General features: G+C 63.4%; 24 protein-coding genes. 18 read left to right on the plus strand and 6 right to left on the minus strand.

Going from position 1 to position 25,524, the window contains the following annotated elements; all coding sequences use genetic code 11:
- Nucleotides 1-246 precede the first annotated feature (246 nt).
- Nucleotides 247-1,101, plus strand: coding sequence for a hypothetical protein (locus ACQ4WL_RS08335; protein ID WP_436509280.1), 855 nt, complete (start codon nt 247-249; stop codon nt 1,099-1,101).
- A 2-nt stretch (nt 1,102-1,103) separates the two neighbouring features.
- On the opposite strand, the gene ACQ4WL_RS08340 is transcribed toward ACQ4WL_RS08335, so the two are convergent.
- From ACQ4WL_RS08340 to ACQ4WL_RS08355, 4 genes are all read right to left on the minus strand, one after another.
- Nucleotides 1,104-1,502, minus strand: coding sequence for a bacteriohemerythrin (locus tag ACQ4WL_RS08340; RefSeq protein ID WP_436509281.1), 399 nt, complete (start codon nt 1,500-1,502; stop codon nt 1,104-1,106).
- A 228-nt stretch (nt 1,503-1,730) separates the two neighbouring features.
- Nucleotides 1,731-1,886, minus strand: a complete 156-nt coding sequence (locus ACQ4WL_RS08345) for a hypothetical protein (protein WP_436509282.1) — start codon at nt 1,884-1,886, stop codon at nt 1,731-1,733.
- Between the two features lie 165 nt (nt 1,887-2,051).
- A complete protein-coding gene (locus ACQ4WL_RS08350; protein WP_436509283.1) occupies nt 2,052-2,237 on the minus strand; it encodes a hypothetical protein in 186 nt (61 codons plus the stop codon).
- A gap of 127 nt (nt 2,238-2,364) precedes the next feature.
- Nucleotides 2,365-4,905: a PepSY domain-containing protein gene (locus ACQ4WL_RS08355; RefSeq protein WP_436509284.1), complete on the minus strand. Its 2,541-nt coding sequence runs from the start codon at nt 4,903-4,905 to the stop codon at nt 2,365-2,367.
- Between the two features lie 195 nt (nt 4,906-5,100).
- Here ACQ4WL_RS08355 and ACQ4WL_RS08360 point away from each other — a divergent pair, with 195 nt between their 5' ends.
- From ACQ4WL_RS08360 to ACQ4WL_RS08370, 3 genes are all read left to right on the plus strand, one after another.
- Nucleotides 5,101-6,201, plus strand: coding sequence for a branched-chain amino acid aminotransferase (locus ACQ4WL_RS08360; protein ID WP_436509285.1), 1,101 nt, complete (start codon nt 5,101-5,103; stop codon nt 6,199-6,201).
- Nucleotides 6,202-6,270: 69 nt separating this feature from the next.
- Nucleotides 6,271-6,987, plus strand: coding sequence for a ribonuclease T2 family protein (locus ACQ4WL_RS08365; RefSeq protein ID WP_436509286.1), 717 nt, complete (start codon nt 6,271-6,273; stop codon nt 6,985-6,987).
- A 77-nt stretch (nt 6,988-7,064) separates the two neighbouring features.
- Nucleotides 7,065-8,480 carry an MFS transporter gene (locus ACQ4WL_RS08370; protein WP_436509287.1) on the plus strand — a complete coding sequence of 472 codons (1,416 nt, stop codon included), beginning with the start codon at nt 7,065-7,067 and terminating at the stop codon, nt 8,478-8,480.
- A gap of 10 nt (nt 8,481-8,490) precedes the next feature.
- Here ACQ4WL_RS08370 and ACQ4WL_RS08375 read toward each other — a convergent pair whose 3' ends face one another.
- Nucleotides 8,491-10,125, minus strand: coding sequence for an acyl-CoA synthetase (locus tag ACQ4WL_RS08375; protein ID WP_436509288.1), 1,635 nt, complete (start codon nt 10,123-10,125; stop codon nt 8,491-8,493).
- A 113-nt stretch (nt 10,126-10,238) separates the two neighbouring features.
- Here ACQ4WL_RS08375 and ACQ4WL_RS08380 point away from each other — a divergent pair, with 113 nt between their 5' ends.
- From ACQ4WL_RS08380 to bla, 12 genes are all read left to right on the plus strand, one after another.
- Complete coding sequence (locus ACQ4WL_RS08380) at nt 10,239-10,940, plus strand: Crp/Fnr family transcriptional regulator (RefSeq protein ID WP_436509289.1); 702 nt, start codon at nt 10,239-10,241, stop codon at nt 10,938-10,940.
- Between the two features lie 62 nt (nt 10,941-11,002).
- Entirely contained in the window at nt 11,003-11,626 is a 624-nt protein-coding gene (locus tag ACQ4WL_RS08385; protein WP_436509290.1) for a helix-turn-helix domain-containing protein, read from the plus strand.
- An 8-nt stretch (nt 11,627-11,634) separates the two neighbouring features.
- Nucleotides 11,635-12,033 carry a DUF2946 domain-containing protein gene (locus tag ACQ4WL_RS08390; protein ID WP_436509291.1) on the plus strand — a complete coding sequence of 133 codons (399 nt, stop codon included), beginning with the start codon at nt 11,635-11,637 and terminating at the stop codon, nt 12,031-12,033.
- A 64-nt stretch (nt 12,034-12,097) separates the two neighbouring features.
- Nucleotides 12,098-12,694: an SCO family protein gene (locus ACQ4WL_RS08395; RefSeq protein ID WP_436509292.1), complete on the plus strand. Its 597-nt coding sequence runs from the start codon at nt 12,098-12,100 to the stop codon at nt 12,692-12,694.
- Between the two features lie 17 nt (nt 12,695-12,711).
- Nucleotides 12,712-13,182 (plus strand): copper chaperone PCu(A)C, encoded by a 471-nt coding sequence (locus ACQ4WL_RS08400; RefSeq protein ID WP_436509293.1) that lies wholly within the window; start codon nt 12,712-12,714, stop codon nt 13,180-13,182.
- A gap of 122 nt (nt 13,183-13,304) precedes the next feature.
- Nucleotides 13,305-13,967: a CerR family C-terminal domain-containing protein gene (locus tag ACQ4WL_RS08405; protein ID WP_436509294.1), complete on the plus strand. Its 663-nt coding sequence runs from the start codon at nt 13,305-13,307 to the stop codon at nt 13,965-13,967.
- Nucleotides 13,964-15,172, plus strand: a complete 1,209-nt coding sequence (locus tag ACQ4WL_RS08410) for a multidrug effflux MFS transporter (RefSeq protein WP_436509295.1) — start codon at nt 13,964-13,966, stop codon at nt 15,170-15,172. The genes ACQ4WL_RS08405 and ACQ4WL_RS08410 overlap by 4 nt, the downstream gene beginning before the upstream one ends.
- 110 nt (nt 15,173-15,282) lie before the next feature.
- On the plus strand, nt 15,283-16,629 hold the full coding sequence (locus ACQ4WL_RS08415; RefSeq protein WP_436509296.1) for a DUF3422 family protein: 1,347 nt from the start codon (nt 15,283-15,285) through the stop codon (nt 16,627-16,629).
- A 73-nt stretch (nt 16,630-16,702) separates the two neighbouring features.
- Nucleotides 16,703-18,223 (plus strand): hypothetical protein, encoded by a 1,521-nt coding sequence (locus ACQ4WL_RS08420; protein WP_436509297.1) that lies wholly within the window; start codon nt 16,703-16,705, stop codon nt 18,221-18,223.
- Nucleotides 18,224-18,285: 62 nt separating this feature from the next.
- Nucleotides 18,286-18,678, plus strand: a complete 393-nt coding sequence (locus ACQ4WL_RS08425; protein WP_152252364.1) for a BlaI/MecI/CopY family transcriptional regulator — start codon at nt 18,286-18,288, stop codon at nt 18,676-18,678.
- Nucleotides 18,675-20,432, plus strand: coding sequence for a M56 family metallopeptidase (locus ACQ4WL_RS08430; RefSeq protein WP_436509298.1), 1,758 nt, complete (start codon nt 18,675-18,677; stop codon nt 20,430-20,432). The genes ACQ4WL_RS08425 and ACQ4WL_RS08430 overlap by 4 nt, the downstream gene beginning before the upstream one ends.
- 55 nt (nt 20,433-20,487) lie before the next feature.
- Complete coding sequence (gene bla, locus ACQ4WL_RS08435) at nt 20,488-21,450, plus strand: subclass B3 metallo-beta-lactamase (RefSeq protein ID WP_436509299.1); 963 nt, start codon at nt 20,488-20,490, stop codon at nt 21,448-21,450.
- 6 nt (nt 21,451-21,456) lie between these two features.
- On the opposite strand, the gene ACQ4WL_RS08440 is transcribed toward bla, so the two are convergent.
- Complete coding sequence (locus ACQ4WL_RS08440; RefSeq protein WP_436509300.1) at nt 21,457-21,795, minus strand: tetratricopeptide repeat protein; 339 nt, start codon at nt 21,793-21,795, stop codon at nt 21,457-21,459.
- A gap of 192 nt (nt 21,796-21,987) precedes the next feature.
- On the opposite strand from ACQ4WL_RS08440, the gene ACQ4WL_RS08445 reads away from it, so the two are divergent.
- Both ACQ4WL_RS08445 and ACQ4WL_RS08450 read left to right on the plus strand, forming a co-directional pair.
- Complete coding sequence (locus tag ACQ4WL_RS08445; RefSeq protein WP_436509301.1) at nt 21,988-24,090, plus strand: TonB-dependent siderophore receptor; 2,103 nt, start codon at nt 21,988-21,990, stop codon at nt 24,088-24,090.
- A gap of 258 nt (nt 24,091-24,348) precedes the next feature.
- A complete protein-coding gene (locus ACQ4WL_RS08450) occupies nt 24,349-25,518 on the plus strand; it encodes an acetyltransferase domain-containing protein (protein WP_436509302.1) in 1,170 nt (389 codons plus the stop codon).
- Nucleotides 25,519-25,524 lie beyond the last annotated feature (6 nt).

The following is a 25,524-nucleotide window of genomic DNA, read 5'->3' on the forward strand; positions in this document are numbered from 1 at the left end:
TCTGGCTTGGATAGCAGTTCCACCGCAAGGCCCGGCGCGGTCGGGCAGTGGAAAAGAAGGGCGCGCGATTCCTCCCACTTCCGTGAATAAGAATCATTATCAATATAGATGCTATTTGCCAAATAATCAAGCGCGCGCACCAACAGAGTGCAGACCGGAGTGCAGACAGGCCAGGAGCGGCGCACAGGCGGGCCTTCTGCGATAATGCGGGGGCTGACAAAATATTTTCCTCATTGAAAGAAATGCATGCGTATATGGATCGCTTGTGCCGGATGGTTGTGTGTCGTGTCGCTGGGCCAGGCCCAGGAGCACGTGCCGCCGCCGGTCGTTCCCGCGCCGCTGCAAAGCGCCAGCGTGCCGCCCGCCGCCGCCGTTGTGTCGCCACCCCTTGTGCCGCCACCCGTTGGGCCGGCCGCACCCACTGCGCCAGCGGAGGACGCCTCGCCCTCGCAAACGGTGACGATCACGGCCACTAGCGACGCCAAGGCGCCGCGCATCCGTTTCACGGCTTACCGCGAGAGTTATCTGACGGCCAGGAAAGTGTGGCAAGTGTCGAGCGGCAGCGTGGTCATGGCCCTGCGCCTGATTCCGGCCAAGTTGAGCGCCACCATCGACGACGTGCGCGTGGCCTTGCAAGGCAATGGCGCCCCCGTGCCGATCAAGGTGTCCGACGGCGGCGTGTTTGTCGTGCCGCTCAACGATGACATTGCCGCGCAGGATGGCACGTTCCTGGTGAACAAGGGCCGGGGCGAGCTGACGGCAAATATCGTGCTCCAGCCATCGGTGGCGCGCGATGCGTGGAACGTCACGCGCGTGGGGCAAGTCTTGCACGACGCGCGGCGCGCCGTGCGGGCCATCACGCCATGGTACAAGCGGCCGTTCGCCAACGATGTGCAATCGCTGGCCTTTTGCGCGGTCGAGCGGGGCAGCGCCTTGCAGTTGATGGATGGCGAGCAACTGATCGCCACCTTGCCCATGAACGAGCCAGCCGTCAACGACATCAGCCAGCCCGTGTTTTGCAAGATTTTCGACGGCGAAGACAAATACCCGGGACACTACCGCGTGGTCTTGCCCGAGCAAGCGACGGTGCTGCTGCTGTAGATCTAGGTGGGCTGGCGTTGCACCAACTCCAGCGCTGCCGCCAAGGCCAGGTCCATGGTGGCCTGGTGAAAGATCAGCCATTGCGGCAAGAGCGAGAGCGCATGGCGTCCCTGCTCCAGGTCGCCTTCATCGACGGCGGCCCAGGCATGGTGCAAGCCGCTGAGCACGCGCGCATGCTGTTCGCGGTGGTTGGCCAGCGAGGGGAAGGCGATTTGTTCCATCAAATCCTCTTCCTCGCGGAAATCGCGTTCGACGGCTGCAATCAGCTCGCGAAACGCCACGCTGAAATGCTGGTCGCTCAACTGTCCCAGCCGCGCCAGCTCCTGAAACAGTGCCTCATGCGCCTCGTCGATGGCGGGAACGCCCAGCGCCATCTCATCCTTCCAGTCCGATTTACCCATGCCGATGCTCCCGGTTAAGTCCGTCGCGATGCGAAGCGGACTGTTCGAGTGTGGACGCAGCTAAGGGGGAAATCCATGACCTGGATCAAAAAATATGGTGAAGAGGGGATCAGGAAGGCCATCGGCGAAGAGAACAAATTCCCATCCGCAATAAAGTCGCAGACAGTATGCTAGTACGGCAAGTCAAAGCAACGCAGCCAGCGACGTTTTCTCAGCCGCGCGTATTATTTATTGCCTGGGCCAGTGGCGCCACATGGCATGCGCATCGACATTTGGCACCTGCAACTGTTGCCCGGCCGACAACTGCATGGTATCCCTCAGCACGAGGGGAGCGAGCAGCAAGGCCGACAAGGCAAGGCAGGTCAGCACTTTGAGCGTCAACATGGTCGTCTCCTGATGAGCCGGTGGCGGCGCGGGGATGCGGGGCCTGCCGGTCACTTCATTCGCGTACGCATTATCTTTACTACCATGCTTGCAGTGTAGCTCAGTTGATTGAAACTTCAACTTATTGCTGTGATGCACCGCACCAGTTCGAATGTTGCCAGGGGCTTATTTGGCCTTGCGGTTGCGCCGCGGCTTGCCTGCCGCGGGCAGGAAGGAATCGAACCACACTTGCGTCAATTGGCGCGTATTTTTCGCCGCTTCGCGCTTGACGGCGGCCGTGGCGTGGCCGCGCGCCGTGTTGGCGATGCGGTTGGCGGCGCTCAGGTACATGCTCATCCAGGGGTTTTTCATGGCTAGCCTCGTAGACAGTGAGTGGGGCGGCGATCATGCCGCCATGTCGCCACTTTAGTCCGATGGCTGGCCCTGACTGTGCGCCTGCCCACATAGCGGCGCGGCGCCGGGGGCGGACTGATGTAGATCAATATACGTCGCGGCGGTAGCGTCCGGCCGCCAGCAGGGCATCGAGGCCATCCTGCCCCAGCACTTCTTGCAGTACAGCATCGATTCCTGCCGCCATGCCGTGCAGGCTGCCGCACACGTACACGATGGCGCCTTGCGCCAGCCAGTCGCGCAGTTCGACGGCATGCTCGCGCAAGCGGTCCTGCACATATTGCCGTGTTTCACCATCGCGCGAAAAGACGCGGTCCAGGCGCGCCAGGTGGCCAGCATTGAGCCAGCCTTGCAACTCTTCACCGCAGACGCTGTCAAAAGCTTGCTGGCGCTCGCCGAACAGCAGCCAGTTGCGTGCCAGCCCCGCCCGCTGGCGCGCGCGCAGGTGCGCGCGCAGGCCGGCCAGGCCGGAACCGTTGCCGATATAAATGCAGGGCACGTCGACCAGGGTTGGCGCGAAGGCGGGATTGGCTTGCAGGCGCAGGCGGATGCCGCCGTCCAGCGGGGCGAAGCGCGTGAGCCAACCGGAACAGATGCCATAGCCCAGGTTGTCGCCGCCTGCATGGCGTTCCTGGCGCACCAGCAACTGCACTTCGCCATCCGATGGCAGCGAAGCGAGCGAGTAGCTGCGCGGCGCATGCTGCGTACCCTGCGCGTCGCCATCGCTGCCGTCCGCATTGCACCCGATGATTTCCGCCAGCGCGCCCGCTTCCCAAGTGGCGCCGGCCGGGCCCGTCAACGTGATTTCATGCAGTTCGCCGCCCAGGCTGCCCGGGTTGAGCAGCACGCGGCGCACCAAACGCCATTCGGCATAGGACGATTCTTCCTGCACGCCGATGGCGTCGATGGCGCTGCCGCTGCAGCGCGCCAATGCCTGCGACCACTCGGCCAGGGCGGCTGGGTCGTGCTTGTCCACTTCGATCAGGGGGAACAGGGGCGTGGCACCCAGCGCGCGCAATTGGCGCTCCAGCGCATGGCCGAAGCCGCAGAAGTCGCTGTAATGGCGGTCGCCCAAGGCCAGCACGCCGAATTCCAGGCTTGCCAGCGGCGTGCCCGCCGTTTGCTGCAACAGGCGCGCGAAGCGGCGCGTGCCGTCCGGCGCTTCGCCTTCGCCAAAGGTGCTGGCAACGACCAGGACCCGTTCATACTGGCGCAATTGCGCGGGATCAAACCGGTCCAGCGACTGCACATCGACGGCCACGCCCGCCTGCTGCAGGGCGCGTGCGCTTTCCAGGGCCAGGCGCTCGGCCTGGCCCGACTGGCTGGCGTAGGCCACCAGCGTGGGCAAGCCAGTAGCCATATTGCCGGGAGTGCCGGCCAGCATGGCGCGCTGCGCCTGCCCAGCCCGTTTTGCCTTGCGGCGGCCCAGGTACAGCATCCAGCCCGTGATGGCGAACAGGGGCAGGCCCAGGCTGGCCAGGGTGACGATGATGCGGCCCGGCAAGCCAAAATACGTGCCCATGTGCAGCGGATAAATGATGTTGACGAGGCGCGCGCCCAGTCCCTGCTGGCGGTACGGTTCATTTTCCGTGAGCGTGCCGTCGGCCGGTGCAATGCTCATGCGGCTGCGCGCCCGTTCGTGCGGCGCCTCGCTGGCCAGCCACGTGAATTGCACGGCTTCGTCGGCGCGCACGGGCAGGCGCACGCTGGCCAGGGTCCAGCCGGGGGCGTGTTGCTGGAAGCTGCTCCAGGCCAGGCCGATGTCGACGGCCGGCGCCTCCTTCTCCTTGCCCGTCCCCTTTTTCATGGGCGCCTGTGCCATCCTTGGGGGCTTGCCGGCCCAGGCATCGATATTGTCGCGCACCACGTCATAGCTCCAGTAAATGCCCGTCAGAGTCAGCGCCACGTACACCACCAGACACCAGGTGCCGGCCACGGCGTGCAAATTCCACAAAAACGAGCGGCCTTTTAATGCAGGATCGAAGGTCAGCCAGGTGCGCCAGTCCAGCGGACGGCGGGGCCAGCGCAGGTACAGGCCCGAGAGTGCCAGGCCCAGCAGGCACAGGGCCAGCGCGCCCGCCACCTGGCGGCCCGGATCGCGGGGCAGCAGCAGCCAGCGGTGCAATGACTCCGTCCACTCGAAAAAGCCCGCTCCCATCAACGCGGGCTGGGTGGCGCCCGTGTACGGGTGCACATAAATCGATTCGCCGCGCCGCTGGCCATTCTTGGGCGCGAAGAACAAACGGGGCGCCGCGCCCGCTTCTGCATACATGGTGATGGACGCCACGCGCTGGCCGTGTTCGGCGGCGGCAATGTTGCTCAGCTGGGCCGGTGTCAGCGGCGCGCGTGTTTCCACGAGGACATGGCGCACGCCGGGGTTCATGACATCGAGCAATTCATCCTTGAAGGCCAGGGTGGCGCCGCTCAGGCCGATGATCACCAGCACCGTGCCGGCCGTGATGCCGATGAACCAATGCAATTGAAACCAGACCTGCTTCCAGCTCCAGTGCCAGCGCCTTTGTTGCGGGGCGGCGGCACGCTGGTGCTGCTGGCGGCGCTGCTGGCGGGACTCCGGCGCTTCGTCGGCGCTGGCGCGCGGCAGGGGGTGTGGCAGGGAGGAGGTCGTCATGGCGGCTTTCGATGGCGCCGCCATGCAGGGCGTCAAGCATGGCGGGAAGAAGGAAGGCTGATATTTTAACGCAAACGAGAATCATTCGCAAATGATCGTGCCCTGTTTTCGCGTGGCGGGGGCTATCCTCGTTTGCCTGATTGGGCGCCATAGGCGCTACAATAGGGATACTGTTCACTAGTTCCCATTGCTGCCATGACCACTTCCACACCGAATCTCGTCGTCACTCCATCCGCCCACCCCCTGTCCGACGCCGAGCGCGCCGCGCGCATGGTCAATCCCGCCTTTGGCCGCATCTTCACCGACCACATGGTGGTGATTCCTTACCGCGACGGCAAGTGGCAGCAGGGCGAATTGAAGGCCTATGGCCCTTTGACGCTGGACCCGTCCGCCTCGTCGCTGCACTACGGCCAGGCCATCTTCGAAGGTTACAAGGCGTTTGCCCAGCCCGATGGCAGTATCAAGACTTTCCGTCCGGAACAAAATGCCGAGCGCTTCAACCGCAGCGCCGCGCGCCTGGCCATGCCGGCCATTCCTGTCGAGCTGTTCCTGGAAGCGGGTGATGCGCTGATTGCGCAAGACCGCAACTGGGTGCCGAAGAACACGGGCGAGAGCCTGTACATGCGTCCGCTGATGATCGCCACCGACCCGTACCTGGGCGTGCGTCCTTCGGAAGAATATCTGTTCGTGCTGTTCGCCTCGCCGGCTGGCGCCTACTTCCCGAAAGGCGTGAAGCCCGTCACCGTGTGGATCAGCGAAGACTTCGTGCGCGCCGCGCCGGGCGGCACGGGCGAAGCCAAATGTGCAGGCAACTACGCGGCCAGCCTGATGGCCCAGTCGCAAGCGCAAGAAAAGGGCTGCGACCAGGTCGTCTGGCTCGATGCCGTGCACCGCGAATTCATCGAAGAAATGGGTGGCATGAACTTGTTCTTCGTCTACAAGGATGGCGAGAAAGTCACCGTCGTGACGCCGGAACTGACGGGCACCTTGCTGCCAGGCATTACCCGCCGCAGCCTGCTGGAAATGGCGAAAGACCTCGGCTATGCTACGCAAGAGCGTAAATTGTCGGTCCAGCAATGGCGCGACGACATCGCCTCGGGCCGCATGACCGAAGTGTTCGCCTGCGGCACGGCCGCCGTCATCACGCCAGTCGGCGTGGCCAAGGCCAACGGCTTTGAAATGACCATCAACAACAATGAAAACGGCGCCGTCACCCTGGCCCTGCGCGAAGCGCTGCTGGGTTTGCAGCATGGCACGGCACCGGATACCCACGGTTGGATGCACAAGGTTTGTTAATCAGTTTGTTGGATTGATACCGCGCCGGCACGCAGTTGCCGGCGTTTTATATTCTGAAAGGGAAACCCGATGCAATTGAGAACTGTCTTGCCCGCGCTGGCTGCCGTTTTCCTCAGCCTGTCCTTTGGTGCCGTCCATGCGGCCGACGCCAGCTGCGCCATTCCGCGCAACGTCAGCTATGTCGACTACGACGTCAAGCCGTCGGATGAGAAAAACACCTGCTACAAGCAAAGCACCACCGTACCCACCGATTACTTCATGCTGGCATTGTCGTGGTCGCCAGGCTTTTGCGACAGCCAGCGCCGCCGTGGCGCAGTGTCGAAAAAAGCCGCCTTCCAGTGCGCCGAGAGCAACCAGTTCGGCTGGATCGTGCATGGCCTGTGGGCGCAGTCGAGCAACCCCGCCACGTGTGACGATATTTCCGTGACGCCGCCGCGCAAGACGGACTTGCACCCGCGCTATTGCAAGGGCAATCTGCCGAAGCTGGCGCCGTCCGACATCTTGCCCTACATGTGCATGCAGCCGGGCGAAGCCTTGCTGCAAGGCGAGTGGGAAAAGCATGGCGCCTGCGATTTCGATACGGCCAGGGAGTATTTCGAGAAGGAGCGCGAACTGTTCCATGCCTTGAAATTGCCGGACTCCACCATGCCGAAGAATGAGCTGTTCCAGTGGATGAAGCAGCACAACCCGCAGCTGAAGGGCCGCTGGCTCGGCTATGAAAAGCACTCGGGAGAGTTGCGCATCTGCTACTCGAAAGATTTCAAGGTCATCGACTGCCAGAAGTAAGCTTGCCGCTCCTGCAGGTTTCCCTCATACATGCTAGTGTATTGTCCGGATCAGCGAGATGAACAGGTAGTGTATTTATGCAGCAGTTTATGCAGCGGCAAACGCAACCCGTCATGGTGGGCGAGGACGGCTTGCCGCCCGGCGCCCGTGTATGGGCCATGCTGGCGCTGGCCATCGGCGTGGGCATGGCCTCGCTCGATACGGCGATCGCCAACACGGCCTTGCCGGCCATCGCCAGCGAGCTGCACACGACGCCGGCCGCCTCCGTCTGGATCGTGAATGTGTACCAGCTGGCCATGGTGGCGACCCTGCTGCCATTTTCCGCCCTCGGCGAAATCGCCGGCTACCGCCGCGTGTTTATCTCCGGCATGTTTTTATTTACCCTGGCGTCGCTCGCGTGCGCACTGGCGTGGTCCTTGCCGTCGCTGGTGGTGGCGCGCTTGTTCCAGGGCGTCGGCGCCAGTGCCATGATGAGCGTCAATACGGCGCTGTTGCGCGCCCTGTATCCCAAGCATTTGCTGGGCCGCGCGTTCGGCAACAATGCGCTGGTGGTGGCTGTCGCGTTCGCCATCGGGCCCACGGCCGCGTCGCTGATCCTGGCGACGGCGTCGTGGCCGTGGCTGTTCGCCATCAATGTGCCGCTGGGCGTGGCGGGCTTCTTCCTCGCCAGCCGCATGCTGCCGGCCACCAAATTGTCCGGTCACACACTCGATACGCGCACGGCGCTGTACAACGTGGGCGCCTTCGGCTTGCTCATTTTGCTGTTCGGCGACGCGGCCCATCACGCGTCCGGCGCCGTCCTGCTGGCGGAACTGGTAGCCGTGGTGATCTTCTTTATCTTGCTGCTGCGCCGCCAGGCGGGACATGCTGCGCCCATGCTGCCGATCGACCTGTTTCGCCGCCCCCTGTTTTTGCTGTCCTCGCTGACGGCCATCTGCACGTTTGCCGCGCAAGGCCTGGCGTTCGTCTCGCTGCCATTCTATTTTGAAGTCACTCTGGGCCGCTCACCCGTCGAGACCGGTTTTTTGATGACGCCGTGGGCCGTGCTGGTGGCCGTGATGGCGCCCGTGGCCGGGCGTTTGAGCGACCGTTATTCACCGGGCGTGCTGGGTGGCATCGGCCTGGCGGCGCTGGCCGGCGGCTTGCTGACATTGATCTGGATACCGGCGCACCCCAGCGCCTTCGATATCGGCTGGCGCATGGCGCTGTGCGGCATCGGTTTCGGCTTTTTCCAGGCGCCCAATTTGAAAGCCATCATGGGCAGCGCGCCGCCCGAGCGGGCCGGCGGCGCCAGCGGCGTGGTGGCCACCTCGCGGCTGATCGGGCAAGCCACGGGGGCGGCGCTGGTCGCCTACTGCTTCACCGTTTCCGCCAGCCGGGGCACGACGTATGCGCTATGCTTGGCGGCAGGGTTCGCCGCCGTGGCCAGCATCGCCAGCTTTTCGCGCCTGGTGGTGGCGCAGCCGGCGTGGCTGGCGGGCAAGCGCGACTGACTGGTATCGCTTAGACGTCGATGGCCTTGTCCGACTGCATGCGCTTGCGCAATTCGAACTTCTGGATCTTGCCTGTCGACGTGCGGGGCAGGGGGCCGAAATAAATGGCTTTCGGCACCTTGAAACCAGCCAGGTTGTTCTTGCAGAAGGCGATCAATTCCGCTTCCGTCACCGTGGCCCCTTCGCGCAGTTCGACAAACGCGCATGGCGTCTCGCCCCATTTCTCGTCCGGCTGGGCGATGACGGCGGCGGCCAGCACTTGCGGGTGGTGGTACAAGGCGTCTTCGACTTCCACGCTGGAAATATTCTCGCCACCGGAAATGATGATGTCCTTGCTGCGGTCTTTCAGCTTGATATAGCCGTCCGGATACATCACGCCGAGGTCGCCCGTGTGGAACCAGCCGCCGGCGAACGCTTCCTGCGTCGCCCTTTCATTCTTTAAATAACCCTTCATGCAGATGTTGCCTCGGAACATGATCTCGCCGATCTGTTCGCCGTCGGCTGCCACATGCTGCATGGTTTCCGGGTCGATCACGGCGACGGCGCTTTGCAAGTGGTAGCGCACGCCCTGGCGCGATTTGAGCACGGCGCGTTCTTCCTGGCTCAAGGCCGCCCACTCGTCCTGCTCGGCGCAGATGGCGGCCGGGCCGTACACTTCCGTCAAGCCATACGAGTGAATCAAGTCAAAGCCCATGGCTTCGATCTTCGCCACCATGGCGGCCGGTGGCGGCGCGCCGGCCACCATGCCTCGCACGGTCCAGTCGATTCCCTCGCGCCAGCTGGCGGGCGCGTTGGCCAGGGCCGCGTGCACGATGGGCGCCGCGCAATAGTGGGTGATGCGCAATGCGCGCATCAGGTCGAACACCAGCTTCGGCTCGAACTTGCGCAGGCACACGTTGACGCCGGCACGCGCGGCGATGGTCCACGGGAAGCACCAGCCATTGCAGTGAAACATGGGCAAGGTCCACAGGTAGACAGCATGCTTGGGCATGTCCCATTCCAGGATGTTCGACAGGGCATTCAGGGCCGCGCCTCGGTGGTGGTAGACCACGCCTTTCGGGTCGCCCGTGGTGCCGGACGTGTAGTTGAGGGCGATGGCATCCCATTCGTCCGCTGGCGGCTGCCAGTCGTAGTCGGGGTCGCCGCTGGCCAACAAGCTTTCGTAGTCGAGGTCGGAAAAAGCGTCCACTTCCGGTCCCAGCACGTCGTTGACCTGGATCACGCGCAAGCCGGGAATCTGCGCCGCCATCTGGCGCGCCAGTTCGGCAAATTCGGTGTCGGCCAGCAAGACTTTTGCGTGGCCGTGGCGCAGCATGAAGGTCAGCGCCGCCAGGTCCAGGCGGATGTTCAGGGCGTTGAGGACGGCGCCGGCCATGGGTACGCCAAAGCTCGCTTCCACCATGGCGGGCGTGTTCGGCAGCATCACGGCCACCGTGTCGCCCGTGCCCACGCCCAGTTTGACGAGGCCGGAGGCCAGCCGGCGCGTGCGCGCATACGTTTCGCGCCAGCTCTGGCGCACGGCGCCATGTGCAATTGCCAGGCGATTGCCATATACTGCGGCTGCCCTGGCGATATAGTCGAGCGGGGTGAGGGCGGCGTAGTTGGCGCTGTTTTTGCCGAGGCCGGTGTTGAAATCAGGTGTCATGCTTGTCTCCTGGTAAAAAAATCTCTAGCTCCCTGTTTCGGGATTGATACCGGCTAGCATAGCACCGGCGCTTGAAAATCACTGTCATCTTAGTGACAGGTCTGAAAGATGGAATGGATAGCAACGATAGTGTAGACCGTGCGGTGCCCGAATTCGATAGCCACGACTGGTTCACGGCCCTCGATGCCGGGCATCAGGCTCTGTTGCGGGCCGGCAGCGTGCTCCGTCATTATGAGGCGGGCGCCTTCATCACGCGGCGCGGCGAACCGTCGCTGCACTGGCTCGGCGTGCACACGGGCTTGATCAAGCTGGCCGTCTACAACGCCGATGGGCGCGGCGCCACGTTTTCCGGCGTGCCGGCGGGCGGCTGGTGCGGCGAGGGCAGCGTGCTCAAGCGCGAACTGCGCCGCTACGACGTGGTGGCCGTGCGCGCCGCAGACATCATCCTGGTGCCGGTGGACCTGTTTCATCTGCTGCTGGCCGAGAGCCTCTCCTTCAATGCCTTCGTCATCCGCCAGCTGAACGAGCGCATGGGGCAATTCATCGCCACCATCCAGAACCAGCGCCTGCTGGCCGTCGACGCGCAAGTGGCGCAAGCCATCGCGCAGCTGTTCCATCCCATGTTATATCCGCGCACTTCCAGCGTGCTTGAGCTGTCGCAGGAAGAAATTGGCTTGCTGACCGGCATTTCGCGCCAGCGGGTGAACCTGGCCCTGGGCCGCCTCGCCGAACTGAAACTGATCAGCATCGCCTATCAATCCATCCGCGTGGTGGACCTGGACGGCTTGCGCCGCTATGGCGTGGCGTCGCTGTGATGACAAACTGTTTGCGCGATGTGTGGCATGCTGGCGGCTCGTTCACCACATTGACCTGACGCATGGCCCTCGTTTCCGATCATCCCTTGCACTTGCTGGGCTTGCGCTTTCCGCTCAGGCTGCGCGTCACCGTGCGCCAGGGTTTTGTGACTTTGCATAATGAAATCACGACCAAGAAGCTGGCCAGCGGCGACAGTTTTGTCGTGCCCGCTTTTTTGCGCTTCGCCTGCGATGTGATGCCAGGGCGGGGCAAGCCGGCCGTGTTCACCCTGGCGCTGGAAGGCGACGAGCCGGATAGCGGCCACGGCGGCGGCAAACGCTGGAGCCAGGCGCTGGCGCAGCACATCTTTGATACGCCGCAAGGCAAATGGACGGCGGCGCGCCTGGCGACCCTGTGGCAAGTGACGCCGCACAAGGCCAGGGCGCGCCTGTTTGCCGAGGGCGAGGCATTGCTCAGCCTGGTGCGCGAACAGCGTTTGGCGCATGCGCTGCACACAGCGGCGCAAGCGGGCGCCGATGGGGAAGACGGCGAGCGCGACCTGGCGCAAGTGGCGGCCGGCTCCGGCTTTGCCTCGATCCCTGCGTTTTGCGATGCCTGCGTGGACGTGGCCGGCGTGCGCCCCAGCCTGTTCCTGCGCGGCCAGGCGGGCGCGTTTGCGCAACGCGAAAGCCATACTCCGCTATAATCGGCGGCATGGGATCTTTCTTCAAGCGCAAACAGTGGCATATGTGGTTCGCCTGCCTGGCGATACTGCTCAATGCGCTGTCGCCGTCCCTGTCATATGCATTTGCCTCGCTGCACGCGAACGCGAACAATGCCGCCGCCGACATTTGCTCGGCCAGCGGCGCCGTCTACACGCAAGCGGACCTGGCGCCGGCCGTCAAGTCCACCACCGATTCCGTACTGCACCACATCGAGCATTGCCCGTTTTGCATGAGCCATGCGGGCAGTGTGGCCTTGCCACCGTCATCATCCTCGCCGCTGGCCGTCATCACGGGCCATGACCACTATCCGCCATTGTTTTACCGGGCGCCGCGGCCCCAGTTTGCGTGGCTGGGCGCCAGCCCGCGCGGTCCCCCTTTGGCTGCCTGAACGCACCAGTCACACCTTCTACGTCCCAACTTGTCTCAACTACGCCCATCGGGCTGGAATTACCATGAAACGTCGTCTTTTCCTTCTCGCCGGCACGGCGGGATTGCTCACGCTTGCCGCTTGCGAACAAGCACCGAAGCCCCATTACAACAGTCTGGACTTGACGGGAGGCGATTACAAGCCCGACTTCAAATTGAGCGGCCCCGACGGCAAGGTCTACACCCTGGCCGATTTCAAGGGTAAGTATGTGATGGTCTTCTTTGGCTTTACGCAATGCCCGGACGTGTGCCCGACGGCCCTGTCGCGCGCGCTGGAAATCCGCCAGAAACTGGGCCCCGATGGGGATAAACTGCAAGTGATCTTCATCAGCATCGATCCCGAGCGCGACACGCCCGAGTTGCTGGGCGAGTACATGCGCGCCTTTGACCCCAGTTTCCTGGGCTTGCGCACGGACCCGCAGGCGACGGCGCAGACGGCCTTCAACTACAAGGTCTTCTACCGTCGCGTGCCCAGCGGCAGCTCGTACACGATGGACCACACGGCCATCAGCTATGTGCTCGATACCGAGGGACGCATGCGCCTGGGCTTGAAGCACCAGTTGACGGGCGACGAGTGCGTGCAAGACATCAAGACCCTGATGAAATCGAAATACACCTTATAACTACCGAGGAAATGATCATGACCCATTTGAAAACCCTGCTGGCTACGGCCCTGACCGTACTGTCCTTCTCCGCTGCTGCCCAGACTTCCGTGAAGATTTCCGACCCGTGGGTACGCGCCACCGTGCCGCAGCAAAAAGCCACGGGCGCCTTCATGCAGATCACGGCGCCGAAAGCCATGCGCCTGCTGGAAGTGCGCTCGCCCGTGGCGGGCGTGGCGGAAATCCATGAAATGAGCATGACGGACAATATGATGCGCATGCGCCAGATCAAGGAACTCGCCTTGCCAGCCGGCAAAGCCGTCGAACTGAAGCCGGGCGGCTACCACGTGATGCTGCTGGACCTCAAGGGACAAGTGAAGGCGGGCGACAAGATTGCGCTGACGCTCGTCGTCGAGGGCGAAGACAAGCGCCGCGAAACCATCGAAGTGACCGCCGTGGCGCGTCCGCTGGGCGCCACCTCGGCGCCAATGCCGGCGATGAAGCACTAAGCTTCCCGCTACGTCTTGAAAAGCCCGGTTCGCCGGGTTTTTTTACGTTCATTTGAAAATTAAACAGCTGTTTGATAAAATATCGAAGAATATTAAACGGTTGTTTAAATGATGGGATTGGCATGACAGAACAGAAAGAAGGCGAACCGGCGCGCGCGCGCATCCTGCAGGCGGCGGCGGACCTGTTTGCCGACGAGGGCTACAAGGCCACCTCCGTGCGCAGGATCTGCGAGGCGGCGAAAGTCAATGTGGCGATGGTCAATTACTATTTTCATAGCAAGGAAGAGCTGCACCTGGCGGCCTTCGACCATGCGCGCGAACTGGCGCGGGCCTCGGCCGCCGACGTGGCCGCCGCCAGCGCGCGGGCGCAGCTGCCGCCTGTGGAACAGTTGCGCCTGGCTATCGAGGCACTCGTGTCCGACATGCTGCGCTCGGGGCCGGCATCGCTGTTCAGCCGCCTGGTGGCGCGCGAACTGATCGAGCCGACGGCCGCCATCCACAAGCTGGCCGAACGCAATGTGCGTCCCCAGCACGCCTTGTTCACGGGCTTGATCCGTGGTGTGGTGGGGGCGGCCATGCCGGACGACGTGGTGCAGAAATGCGTGTTCAGCGTGATCGGCCAGGCCGTGTTCTATGCCCGTTCGCGCATCGTGCATGAACTGGTGGCGCCGGAAATCACGTATGACGAGGCGGGCATTGCCAGCATCGCGCGCCATGTGTCGCAATTCTCGCTGGCGGCCCTGGACGGCTTGCGCCGCCAGTATGCTGCACAGGTGGGCGCATGAAGGCGCGTAACCTGACCCTGGTGCTGGCCGGCTTGGCCATGCTGGGTCCGTTCGCCACCGATACTTTCTTGCCATCGTTTCCCGCGATCGGCACGCATTTCGACGTCAGCAGCGTGCTGGTGCAGCAAACCCTGAGCGTTTACCTGGCCGCCTATGCCTTCATGACCTTGTTCTACGGCACCTTGTCCGACTCGTTTGGCCGCCGTCCGGTGATCCTGGCATCCCTGCTGATCTTTGCCGTGGGCTCCATCGGCGCTGCCTTCGCGCCCAGCTTTGGCTGGCTGCTGTTTTTCCGCGGCATGCAGGGCGCCTCGGCGGGAGCGGGCAGGGTGATCGGCCAAGCCATCGTGCGCGACAGCCTGTCGGGCGCGGCCGCGCAAAAGATGCTGGCCAATATCATGATGGTGTTTGGCATCGCACCGGCCATCGCCCCCATCATCGGCGGCTGGCTGCATGTGGCCTACGGCTGGCAATCGACGTTCGTCTTCACGTTTTCCGTCACCGTGTTGCTGGCGCTGGCCTGCCTGAAAGGCTTGCCGGAAAGTTTAGCCGTCGAGCAACGCCAGCCTTTTCACCCAGGCAACATCGCGCGCAATTACTGGCTGGCTTTGCGCCACCGGGCATTCCTCTTGCGTTCGCTGGCCGTGGCCTTCGCCTTTGGCGGCTTCGCCCTGTACATCGCGTCGGCCCCGCACTTCATTTTGGAATTGCTGCACCTGCCGGAAACGGCGTTCGGCTGGATGTTCATCCCCATGGTGGCCGGCCTGGTACTGGGCTCGGCGCTGTCGGGCAAGCTGGCCCATGCGGTGAAAAGCGCCGTGCTGGTGCGCTGGGGCTTGCTGGTCATGGCGGCCACGGGGGCGATTAACATTGCCTATAACCATTGGTTCGCGGCCGGCATCCCGTTCGCCGTCGTGCCCGTGATGCTGTACGCGTTCGGCATGTCGCTGGCCTTGCCGGGCATGACCATGTCGACGCTCGACATTTTTCCGCAGATGCGGGGCTTGGCCGCCTCCTTGCAAAACTTTGTGCAAATGCTGGTGTTTGCGCTGGTGTCCGGTTTTGTCGCACCGTTGCTGTTCGACAGTGCCTTCAAGCTGGCGCTGGGACAGGCTTCGGCCGTGGTGCTGGCCGCCGTATTCTGGTGGCTGGGCAGCCGCCAAGGGGCGGGGCAGGGTGCGACCGGCATTATCAAAACAACATGACAGGCCATTGAAAAGAGTGGCATGCTTCCTGCTTTGTTACACTGTGACAATCAGACCCGGCCGCAGGCGGCGCGGGTCTAAGCAGTTTTGCAACTTTACCTTTGGCTATCATGCACTTGATTAACTCCAGTTTGAACCACGCCTTGCGCGTGCCGCTGGCTGCGGAAATCCACTCGCGGCCGTTTTTGCAACTCGATGCCCCCGAGCTGATCACCCATCTGGCCGTGTACAAGGATGACAGCGCGGCGGCGGGCGCGTCGAATATGGCGGCCCAGCACGCCACGTTGGCGGCCCTGTGCACGCATTTCGGCGTTACGCCCCCGGCTGCCGAAGCCAAGTATTTCTATTACGACTTTGGCCGCTTCCGCCTGAAATGGGAATGCCATACGGAATTTGCCACGTTTACCTTTGCCGAGCGCCCGGCCACTGCCCTGCCTTTGGCGCAGGCGTTCGAGCGCATGCCCCTGGAACAGTTGCCGCAGCAATGGCTGGCGGGCTTGAAGGGCAAGCTGATGGTGGCCGCGCACGTGGTGCTCGAGCAGGCAACCGAACCGGCCGAGATTTTCATGCAGGGCTTGTCGCGCGTGTTCGAGGGCAATACCCTGGCCGGCAGCAAGGTGCTGCAGGGCGGCGAATTGTGGACGGATTTTACGATCCAGTCAGACGGCTTCAGCCGTTTTGTCATCCGCGACGCGGGCATGCGCTCGCAGCAGTCGGGCCGCCTGGTGCAGCGCGTGCTGGAAATCGAAACCTACCGCATGATGGCCTTGCTGGGCTTGCCCTACGCCATGCAGGCGGCGCCGTCGCTCAATGCCATCGAGAATGAATTGGCGACCCTGGCCGCCGCCATGGTCGACACGGATGACGCGCCAGGCCTGGCCAAGGCCGACGAGGGCGTTGCCGAGCAAGCCTTGCTTGACCGCATCACGCGCCTGGCGGCCCGTATTGAAAAATTGTCGCTCGACAATAGCTACCGCTTTTCCGCCTCGAAAGCCTACATGGGTCTGGTCAAGGCGCGCATCGAGGAGTTGCGCGAGGTGCGCATCGAGGGCATTCCCACGGTCGAGGAATTCATGGACCGCCGTTTGACGCCCGCCATGAATACCTGCGAAGCGATGGCCAGCCGCCAGGAAGCAATGGCGCAGCGCATCGCCAACACGAATGACTTGCTGCGCACGCGCGTGGGCATCGTGCAGGAATTGCAAAACCGGCAAATCCTGCAATCGATGAACGCCCGCGCGGCGCAGCAGCTGCAGCTGCAGCAAGCGGTGGAGGGCTTGTCCGTGGCGGCCATTTCGTATTACGTGATCGGCCTGTTCAGCTACACGGGCAAGGCGGCCAAGGTGATGGGTTTACCCGTGAATCCGGAAATCCTCGTCGGCGCGCTGGTGCCCTTCGTGGCGGCGGCCGTCTGGCTGGGCTTGCGCCGCATGCATCACAAGCTGCACACGGACTGAACAGGACGACACTGCGCTATCATTTTTGCTATCTTTCAACATTCGACCGTCAGGTGTTTTGAGAGGAAGTTGCGTGTTACCGAATGTTGGCGATGTTTACAGCGTGTTTTCGTCCGAGCTGCAGCAGTATGTGGCTTGCCAAGTCACCCGCATCAAGGATGCTTCCTCGTCCAGGCCGGTAGCTGCCGTGCTGGAGCTGGACTGGACCGGCGACGCCTTGCCCGATGCGGCGGCCGTGCAAGCCATGCGGCCTCTGCTGTGCGACTATTTCTTCTGGAATAATCGTTACGATCACTGCTATGCCACGGCGAATGTGCCGCCTGGCCATACCTTCGTTGGCAATATCGCGCCGCTGCTGGATGTGGAAGTCAACAGCTACCGCAGCGGCTGGAACGTGGGCGACAGCGTGCTGCGCCAGCGCAACTGGGAACGCATCGATCCGCTGCGGCGCCAGCAGTTCAAGGCCGCGTCGGACGAGCGTGAAGTGACGCTCGGCGGCCAGGTCTTCCGCCAGGATGCGACGAAAATCAATGACAGCGTCTTGCAGGTGCTGGATGACCTGTCCGAGCTGGAGCAACTGCCTTGCCTGATGTCCATCGAGACTGGCGACGGCACGCAGGCATTGATGGAGTTTATTCAGGGCAATCCCTTCATCAATGAGCTGCACTGGCAATCCTCGACGGTGCATGCGCTCGATTTCAGCGGCAGCGGCCTGGAACGTCTGATCCTGCAGCCCGATGGCGTCAGCAGCCTAGTCTTGAATGAAGGCTTGGGCCTGCTCGCGCTGCGCGGCGCGCCATCGCCGGCGCTGCACATCGACGATGGCGCCGATGGCCGCCACCTGACACTGCAGTGCAAGCACACGCTGCCGCCGTTCCACGGTCTCGACCAGCTGGGCGGCCTGTCGCTGGTGAGCATGAAAGAAGTCGACCTGGCGCAAGTGGGGCGGCGCTTTCCCCATCTGACGGCCTTGCGCATCTGGGGCAAGCCGGGGTTGGCGTCGCAGATGGCCAGCCTGGCGCAACTGGCCCAGTTGCGGATGTTTACCGCCTATGATCTGTTCGGTTTCACGGCGCAGGAGTTTCCATCGGCCACGCAATTGCCGCAGCTGTCGGCCTTGTGGCTGACCAGCTTGCCCGCCGATGCCGCCAAGGCCATCAAGGCCGGCTACAAGAAAGCGGCGGCGCTGGGACTGGACTTATCGGTGACCAAGGCGCGCAAGCCGGAGTGGCTGGCGGACAACCTGCTCAATCCGTTCCGCGACTGGGATGGCCGCGAGCATATTTCCCCCGCGTATGCGAAAAAGTCGGCGCTGGCCTACAAGAACATGCTGGCCGTGACGCGCGGCATCGATAGCGCCATGGAGGTGACGGCCGCAGCCGCTGCGTTGGAAGCGATGGTCACCGCCTATGTCGATGCATTCAACAAGATCGAGCGGCGGACCAGCATCATCGAGACGGTCGAACGCGAGGAAATCTACACGGCGCTGGCGGAACTGCTGGCGCAGCTGCGGCAGCAATTGGGCGAGCAGGGCGCGGCACTCGTCGATGAGTCGGCCTTGCTGGACTTGTTCGACCGCTTGCGTGAATTTTAGTTTTTTCACGAGATAGAAAAAAAGTTCTAGACATTGAGTTCTAGAATCGGTATTCTGGCGGCATGTTAAAAAATACCTCCACTCCCCATCCCACGGCCGCCGAACTGGACCTGCTGCGCATCCTGTGGCAGCGCGGTCCGTCCGATGCGCGCGCCGTGTATGACGCGCTGGCCGCAGAGCGTGCCGATGCCAGTTACGCCACCGTGCTGCGCCAGTTGCAACTGATGCATGGCAAGGGCTTGCTGAGCCGCGATGAAAGCCAGCGGCCGCAGCTGTATGCGGCCGTCGAAGCGCAGGAAAAGTTGCAAACGAGCTTGCTCAAGGACTTGATCGGCAAGGTATTTTCCGGTTCCGGCAAGGCGCTGGTGCTGACGGCGCTGCGCGAGCACGTGAGCGACGCGGAGCGCCTGGAAATTGAAAAGATCCTGCGCAGCAAGGATGGCAAGGCGCCATGAACCTGGACATGCGCTTGGGCATAGAGTTGGGCAACGTCGTCCCGGCGCTGGGCTGGGTCTTGCTGTATTTTGTCTGGCAGGGCGTGATCGTCGGCGCCGGCTCCGCTGTCCTGCTCTGGCTGCTGCGCCACGCCAGCGCGCGCTGGCGCTATGCCGTTTGCGCGCTGGCGCTGCTGCTGTGCCTATGCATTCCCACCGTCCATCTGCTGTCTCTGCTGTCCGGCACTTCACTGGCCCAGCTGCCGATGGCCGCGCCGCCTGCCTGGCGCGCCGCGCTGCAAGCGTGGATGCCGGCCCTGGTGCTGGCCTGGAGCGCGGGCGTTGGCTTGATGAGCTTACGCCTGTGCCTGGGCCTGGCCTGGGTCGGCAAGCTGCGCCGCCAGGCCGTAGCTGCCCCCGCCATCTGGCAGGCGCGCCTCGATGCGCTGGCGCTGCGCATGGGCTTGCACAGGCGGCCACCGCTGAAGCTGCATGCGGGACTGAGCAGCCCCGTGACGGTGGGCTTCTGGCGTCCCGTCATCCTGCTGCCGGCCGCCTTGCTGAGCGGCATGCCCGTTGCCTTGCTCGAAGCGTTGCTGGCGCATGAACTGGCGCACGTGCGGCGCTGGGATTACCTGGTCAATCTGTTGCAAAGCGTGGCCGAGGCGCTGCTGTTTTTCCACCCCGTCGTCTGGTGGCTGTCGGCGCGCATGCGGGCCGAACGGGAACAGGTAGCCGACGCGCTGGCAGCGCAAGCGCTGCAGGACCCGCAGCGGCTGGCCACGGCGCTGCATGCCTTGTCCCTGCACACGGCCGTGCCGCAACACTCCGGCTTGCTGATGTCGGCCCAGGGCGGGGCATTGCTCACGCGCATCGAACGGCTGATGGCGCCCGGCATTGATACGGCCGGCTGGAAACTGGCCGTGCCCGCCTTGCTGCTGGCCTGCGCCACCTTGCTGTTGCAGGTGCAGGACAAGCCTGCCGTCAACGGGGCAACCTTGGCCGAGGCTGCTGCGGGCATGCTGGCCTTGCCCGTCAGCGCGAAACACATGCTGGTATTTGACGACAGCACCGGCCAGGTGCTGATGGCGAAGGATGCCGACGCCGTCGTGCCCATCGCCTCCATCACCAAACTGATGACGGCCATGGTGGTGCTGGACGCGGGACTCGATCCTGATGAACAGCTGCGCATCGTGCGCGCCGATGGCGATGCGTCGCTGCAGCGCCACAGCCTGCTGGCCGATGGCGTGGCCGTGTCGCGCGGCGCGCTGTTGCAACTGGCGCTGCTGCCGTCCGAAAACCGCGCCGCCGCCGCGCTGGCGCGCACCTATCCCGGCGGCAGCGCGGCGTTTCATCAGGCACTGCAGGCGAAGATCCGCCGCCTGGGCTTGAACCGCACCACCCTGACGGACCCCGTCGGCAGTTCACCGGCGAATACGTCCACGGCCAGCGAGGTGGCGAAGATCGTCGCGGCGGCGGCGCGCTATCCGGACATCGCGCGCATCACCAGCCATCCGCAAGCCAGCGTGGCCGTCAATGGCAAGGTCCGTACCCTGCACAACACCAACCCGCTGGTGGGCGGCAAGGGCTGGGACATCTTGCTGTCCAAGACGGGTAGCAGCCACGAGGCTGGCAGCTGCCTGACCATGCGCATGCGCAGCGGCGGCAAGCACGTCACCGTGGTGCTGCTGGACGCCAACGGCGCGCAGCGGCGCTCGCTCGACGCCGGCCACATCCGCGACATCCTGGCCCACAGGACTGGCCGCATGCATTGATACCCCCCCCGGGCGCGCCGCTGAGGGCGCCCTTTTTTACACTCTGGAGATGAAGATGACACTATTGGCGAAGTTGATGCTGGCGACGGTTGCGACCATGGCGGCTGGCACGGTGCAGGCAAAAACGCCGGCACCGATACAAAATAAACCTGTCAATTGCGACAATTGCAAGGAATGGAACGCGCCCGTCAAGCCGTTCAATGTGTATGGCAATAGCTGGTATGTGGGCACCGCCGGCCTGTCCGCCGTGCTGGTGACGAGTCCGCAGGGCCATATCCTGCTCGACGGTGCGCTGCCGCAATCGGCGCCGTTGATCATCGCCAGCATCAAGGCGCTGGGTTTTCGCATCGAGGATGTGAAATATATTCTCAATTCGCATGCCCATTGGGACCATGCGGGTGGTATTGCCGCGCTGCAACGTGCCAGCGGCGCCACGGTGGTGGCCAGCGCCTCGGGCGCTCTGGGGCTGCAAAGCGGCACCAATGGCAAGGATGATCCGCAGTACCAGGCCGACCCAGTCGTGCATGTGGCGAAAGTCGCCAAGGTCAAGGTGGTGGGCGAGGGCGATACCGTCAAGCTGGGTCCTTTGGTGCTGACGGCCCACATGACGCCTGGCCACACGCCCGGCGGCACGACGTGGACCTGGACCTCGTGCGAAGGCGCGCGCTGCCTGAACGTGGTGTATGCGGACAGCCTGAACCCGTATGCCAGCGGCGATTTTACTTATACGGGAAAAGGCGCGGGCAAAGGCGGCACGCCGGACATTTCGGCCTCGTTCGAAGCGAGCATCGCCAAGGTGTCCGCTTTGCCATGCGACATCATCATCCCCGTGCATCCGGGCACGACGGATGTGCTGGGCAAGGCGGCTAGGCGCAGCGGTACGGACAATCCCCTGATCGACGCCAACGCCTGCCGCGCCTATGCGGCCGAAGCGGGCGGCTTGCTGGCCAAGCGCCTGGCGAAGGAACGGGGTGAGGCGGCACCTCTTGAGGCCAAGGGGGCCGCGCACGCGCATTAAACGGCTTTACTCTGCCGCCTGCTGCTGTTTTTGCAGGCGTTTCAGGAACACCGTCATTTCCTTGACGGCTTGCAGATCGCCTTGCTGCTGGGCCACCGTCATACCGGTTGTCCAGGCGGCCTGCGCTTCGTCCAGCCGGCCCAGCTGGTGCAAAGCCTTGCCCAGCAGCTTCCATGCGGCCGAATAACCCGCTTGCTGTTGCGTCGCCTGCGCCAGGTGGATGGCCGCTTGCTCGGCGTCATGCTCTTTCAGGCAAACATCTCCCAGGCCAAAGCGCAGCAGGGCGCTGTCGCGTCCCTGCGCCAGCAGTTTTTCCAGTTTTTCACGCATCGTCGGCTCTTCCATTCCCGGCTCCATTAATATGCAAGTGTATTCTTGCATATTAACGCTTGAGTCGCCGTAAAACAAGGATGCGCCGGGTTGGCCACGCGCGCGTGGGGTTTCTGGCGCAGATTGTTGAGAACGGGCTTTAATGAGAATTGATTATCAATTATAATGCAAGCCTATTGCATTGAGTTGCCTATTGTCAGGAATCCCATGTCCGTGTTTTTACGCCACCCCGTGGCGCTCTTGCTTGCCGCCGCCAGTCCCCTGGCGCTCGCCTTCGATCCTGCCGCCGACAAGCCCGACGCGCAGGACGTCGTCACCGTCAAGGCCGAGCGCCAGCATTACCGCAGCCTGTCCGCCACGGGCGCCACCAAGACGGATGCCTTGCTGATGGATTTGCCGCAAAGCGTGCGCGTGCTGACCGGCGACCTGCTGCGCGACGCGGGCGTGACGACCCTGGCCGGCGCGCTGGACCTGGCCAGCGGCATCGCGAAGCAAAGCCCGCTGGGCGGTCTGTGGGACAGCTATGCCATGCGCGGCTTTACGGGCGACCCGAATTTCGGTTCCGACTACATGGTCAACGGTTTCAGTTCCAGCCGCGGCTACAACGGTATGCGTGACGGCGGCAATACGCAGAACGTGGAAGTGTTGAAAGGCCCCGCTTCGGCCTTGTACGGCCGGGGCGAGCCTGGCGGCACGGTGAATATCACCACCAGGAAGCCGAAGTTCGCGCCGGAGTACGGCGCCGATGTTTCCCTCGGCAGTTTTCAGACGCGCCGCGCCGCCGTCGATTTGACGGGACCACTGAGCGACAGCATCGCCTACCGCCTGAACGCGGCGCATGAAGCAGGGCACAGCTTCCGCGATACGGTGAAAGTTGAACGCAGCCTGTTTTCTCCGTCCATCCTCTGGCTGGCCGGTGAGCACACGACCGTGTCGTATGAAATCGAAGCGGTGCGGCAGCGCGCGCCGTTCGACCGGGGTGTGGTCGCCGTGAATGGCCAGCTGGGGGCCGTGCCAGTGTCGCGCTTCCTGGGCGAACCGGGCGACGGCCCCATGACGGTCAAGTCGCTGGGCCAGCAGTTATTTATCCACCACGCGCTATCTGAGGACTGGACGCTGCAGGCGGGCGTTTCTTACCGCGACAGCGAATTGAGCGGTTATTCGACCGAGGCGAACAAGCTGCTGGCCGATGGCCGTACCCTGAACCGCCAGCGCCGCCACCGCGATTTTTCGGCCACCGACGTCTCGGCCCGCGTTGAAGTGCTGGGCAAGTTCAGGACGGGCGCGCTGGCGCACGAAGTGCTGGCCGGTGTCGACGCCTATCACTTCGACGACCACCGGGTGCAGTTGCGCCGCAATCCCTCCGCCGCGAATGCCTATGCCATCGACATTTTCAATCCCGTGTATGGCGGCAAGGCCGATCCGCTGGCCCTGTCCATCGACACGCAGGAAGGGCAAAAGGCGCGTGGCCTGTATGCGCAGGACCAGGTTGACCTGGGCGCGCAATGGAAGGCGCTGGTTGGCGTGCGCCACGATACGTACACGCAGGACGTGACGAACAATCGCCTGAACGTGAGCAACCGCCAGTCGCTGTCGGCCACCAGCCCCCGCGCGGGACTCGTCTACCAGCCGTCGAAAATGTGGTCGCTGTATGCGAGCGCGGCCAGGGGCTTCCGCCCCAACAGCGGCATCAGCATAGCCAACCAGGCGTTTCCGGCCGAGCGCAGCCGCTCGTATGAGTTGGGTGCGAAGCTGCAAACGGGCAAGCTGACGGGCACTCTGGCCGTGTATGACATCCGCAAGAGTAATGTGCTGACGACGAATCCCGCCAACACGGACTTCGCCATCGCGGCGGGCGAGGTGGGCAGCCGGGGCCTGGAACTGGACGTCTCGGGCGAAGTGGCGCGCGGCTTGCGCCTCTCGGGCGCGTATGCTTATACGGACGCCAGCGTCACGCGCGGCGACACTACGATAGTGACGGGCAGCCGCTTCGCCAACGTGCCGCGCCACAGTGCCAACCTGCTGGTCATGCAGCAATTTGCGCTGGCTACGGGCACGGCCAGCGTGGGCGGCAGTGTGCACTATGTGGGCGAGCGCCTGGGCGACGTGGCCGTCAGCAGCAGCTTTACCCTGCCGGCCTACACGACGGCCAGATTGCTGGCGTCGTATTCGCCGACGGCGAAACTGCGCCTGGCTTTGAGCGTGGAAAACCTTTTCAACCGCAGCTACTATGCGAGTTCCTACAGCCAGCTGTGGGTGGCGCCGGGGGCCGAGCGTACGGTGACTCTGAATGCGCATTACAGGTTTTGATTTGCTAAATGCCGGGGCATTGTTTAGAACCAGCAGCATAAAGCTGGGGTCAGACCCGACGGGGGAATATGCCCCGATGGGGCAGATTCCGATTCTGAAGGAACTGACCCCTGATTTTTGCCTGTGCGGCCAGTGACGCCTGCGACACTCCAACGAACCAACGAACCAACGAACCAACGAACCAACGAACCAACGAACCAACGCACCAACGCACCAACGCACCAACGCACCAACGCACCAATACATAGACATAAACTAATGACTGTTTCCACATCCCTAAATTCCCCCGCCACCCTGCGCACCCGCATCGCCGTCATCGATGTACTGCGCGGCCTCGTCATGCTGATCATGCTGTTCGACCATGTGCGTGAAACCGTCTTCCTGCACCACCAGGTCGGCGACCCGATGGATGCTGCCGGCGTCGATCCGGCCCTGTTCTTCACGCGCATGGCCGCCCACGTGTGCGCGCCCATGTTCGTATTCCTGACGGGCCTGTCCGCCTGGCTGTACGCGCATCCGGCCGCCGGACCCCGTAGCGCCACCGGTTTCCTGTTCAAGCGGGGCTTGCTGCTGGTGGTGCTGGAACTGGTGTTCGTCAATTTTGCCTGGATGGGCACTTTCACGCCCGCGATCCTGTATCTGCAGGTGATCTGGGTCATCGGCCTGGCCATGATGGCGCTGGCCGTGCTGCATAAACTCCCTTTGAAAGTGCTGGCGTTGCTGGGCGTGGCGATCATCGCGGGCCAGCACTTGTTTACCTGGCTGCACGCGGAAGAGGGCAGCCCTGGCTACTATCTGCTGACGGTGCTGCTGCAGCGTGGTTACCTGGTGGCCGATGGGGCCATGAAGATCAAGGTCAGCTACCCGTTGCTGCCATGGATAGGCGTGATCGTGCTCGGTTATGCGGCCGGGCCGCTGTACGCACGCAGCCGTTCGCCGGAGGGGCGTCGGCGCTTGCTGCTGGCGCTGGGCGCGGGCAGCTTGCTGCTGCTGGCCGTCTTGCGCGGCTTCAATCTGTATGGCGAAACCCTGCCGTGGGTGGCCGGCGAGACAACCCTGCGCACGGCCATGAGCGTGCTGAACTTCACGAAATATCCGCCATCGCTGGGCTTTTTGCTGTTCACCCTGGGCCTGGGCTTGCTGGGCCTTGCCTGGCTGGAAAGCGTCGACAACTGGTTTACGCGGGCCTGCGCCACCTTTGGCGGCGCGCCCATGTTTTACTATCTGCTGCATTTGTATCTGCTGTTGATCATCGGCAGGACGCTCACGGCCGTGCTGGGCGCCAACCACGGTGACCGCTATGGCGTCGAACATGTCTGGCAAGTGTGGCTGATCGCGCTGGCCCTGATGCCCGTGTTGTACTTTCCCTGCCGCGCATTTGCCAATTACAAGCGCACGTCGAAGCAGGCGTGGGTACGCTACTTTTAAGCTCGC

Source organism: Janthinobacterium kochi, from assembly GCF_051380715.1.
Lineage (GTDB): Bacteria > Pseudomonadota > Gammaproteobacteria > Burkholderiales > Burkholderiaceae_D > Janthinobacterium.

Bases quoted from the DNA above. Each gene is read 5' to 3' on its own strand.
- ACQ4WL_RS08335 (WP_436509280.1), top strand. From the start codon at position 247: ATGCGTATATGGATCGCTTGTGCCGGATGGTTGTGTGTCGTGTCGCTG.
- ACQ4WL_RS08340 (WP_436509281.1), bottom strand. From the start codon at position 1,502: ATGGGTAAATCGGACTGGAAGGATGAGATGGCGCTGGGCGTTCCCGCC.
- ACQ4WL_RS08345 (WP_436509282.1), bottom strand. From the start codon at position 1,886: ATGTTGACGCTCAAAGTGCTGACCTGCCTTGCCTTGTCGGCCTTGCTG.
- ACQ4WL_RS08350 (WP_436509283.1), bottom strand. From the start codon at position 2,237: ATGAAAAACCCCTGGATGAGCATGTACCTGAGCGCCGCCAACCGCATC.
- ACQ4WL_RS08355 (WP_436509284.1), bottom strand. From the start codon at position 4,905: ATGACGACCTCCTCCCTGCCACACCCCCTGCCGCGCGCCAGCGCCGAC.
- ACQ4WL_RS08360 (WP_436509285.1), top strand. From the start codon at position 5,101: ATGACCACTTCCACACCGAATCTCGTCGTCACTCCATCCGCCCACCCC.
- ACQ4WL_RS08365 (WP_436509286.1), top strand. From the start codon at position 6,271: ATGCAATTGAGAACTGTCTTGCCCGCGCTGGCTGCCGTTTTCCTCAGC.
- ACQ4WL_RS08370 (WP_436509287.1), top strand. From the start codon at position 7,065: ATGCAGCAGTTTATGCAGCGGCAAACGCAACCCGTCATGGTGGGCGAG.
- ACQ4WL_RS08375 (WP_436509288.1), bottom strand. From the start codon at position 10,125: ATGACACCTGATTTCAACACCGGCCTCGGCAAAAACAGCGCCAACTAC.
- ACQ4WL_RS08380 (WP_436509289.1), top strand. From the start codon at position 10,239: ATGGATAGCAACGATAGTGTAGACCGTGCGGTGCCCGAATTCGATAGC.
- ACQ4WL_RS08385 (WP_436509290.1), top strand. From the start codon at position 11,003: ATGGCCCTCGTTTCCGATCATCCCTTGCACTTGCTGGGCTTGCGCTTT.
- ACQ4WL_RS08390 (WP_436509291.1), top strand. From the start codon at position 11,635: ATGGGATCTTTCTTCAAGCGCAAACAGTGGCATATGTGGTTCGCCTGC.
- ACQ4WL_RS08395 (WP_436509292.1), top strand. From the start codon at position 12,098: ATGAAACGTCGTCTTTTCCTTCTCGCCGGCACGGCGGGATTGCTCACG.
- ACQ4WL_RS08400 (WP_436509293.1), top strand. From the start codon at position 12,712: ATGACCCATTTGAAAACCCTGCTGGCTACGGCCCTGACCGTACTGTCC.
- ACQ4WL_RS08405 (WP_436509294.1), top strand. From the start codon at position 13,305: ATGACAGAACAGAAAGAAGGCGAACCGGCGCGCGCGCGCATCCTGCAG.
- ACQ4WL_RS08410 (WP_436509295.1), top strand. From the start codon at position 13,964: ATGAAGGCGCGTAACCTGACCCTGGTGCTGGCCGGCTTGGCCATGCTG.
- ACQ4WL_RS08415 (WP_436509296.1), top strand. From the start codon at position 15,283: ATGCACTTGATTAACTCCAGTTTGAACCACGCCTTGCGCGTGCCGCTG.
- ACQ4WL_RS08425 (WP_152252364.1), top strand. From the start codon at position 18,286: ATGTTAAAAAATACCTCCACTCCCCATCCCACGGCCGCCGAACTGGAC.
- ACQ4WL_RS08430 (WP_436509298.1), top strand. From the start codon at position 18,675: ATGAACCTGGACATGCGCTTGGGCATAGAGTTGGGCAACGTCGTCCCG.
- bla (WP_436509299.1), top strand. From the start codon at position 20,488: ATGACACTATTGGCGAAGTTGATGCTGGCGACGGTTGCGACCATGGCG.
- ACQ4WL_RS08440 (WP_436509300.1), bottom strand. From the start codon at position 21,795: ATGGAAGAGCCGACGATGCGTGAAAAACTGGAAAAACTGCTGGCGCAG.
- ACQ4WL_RS08445 (WP_436509301.1), top strand. From the start codon at position 21,988: ATGTCCGTGTTTTTACGCCACCCCGTGGCGCTCTTGCTTGCCGCCGCC.
- ACQ4WL_RS08450 (WP_436509302.1), top strand. From the start codon at position 24,349: ATGACTGTTTCCACATCCCTAAATTCCCCCGCCACCCTGCGCACCCGC.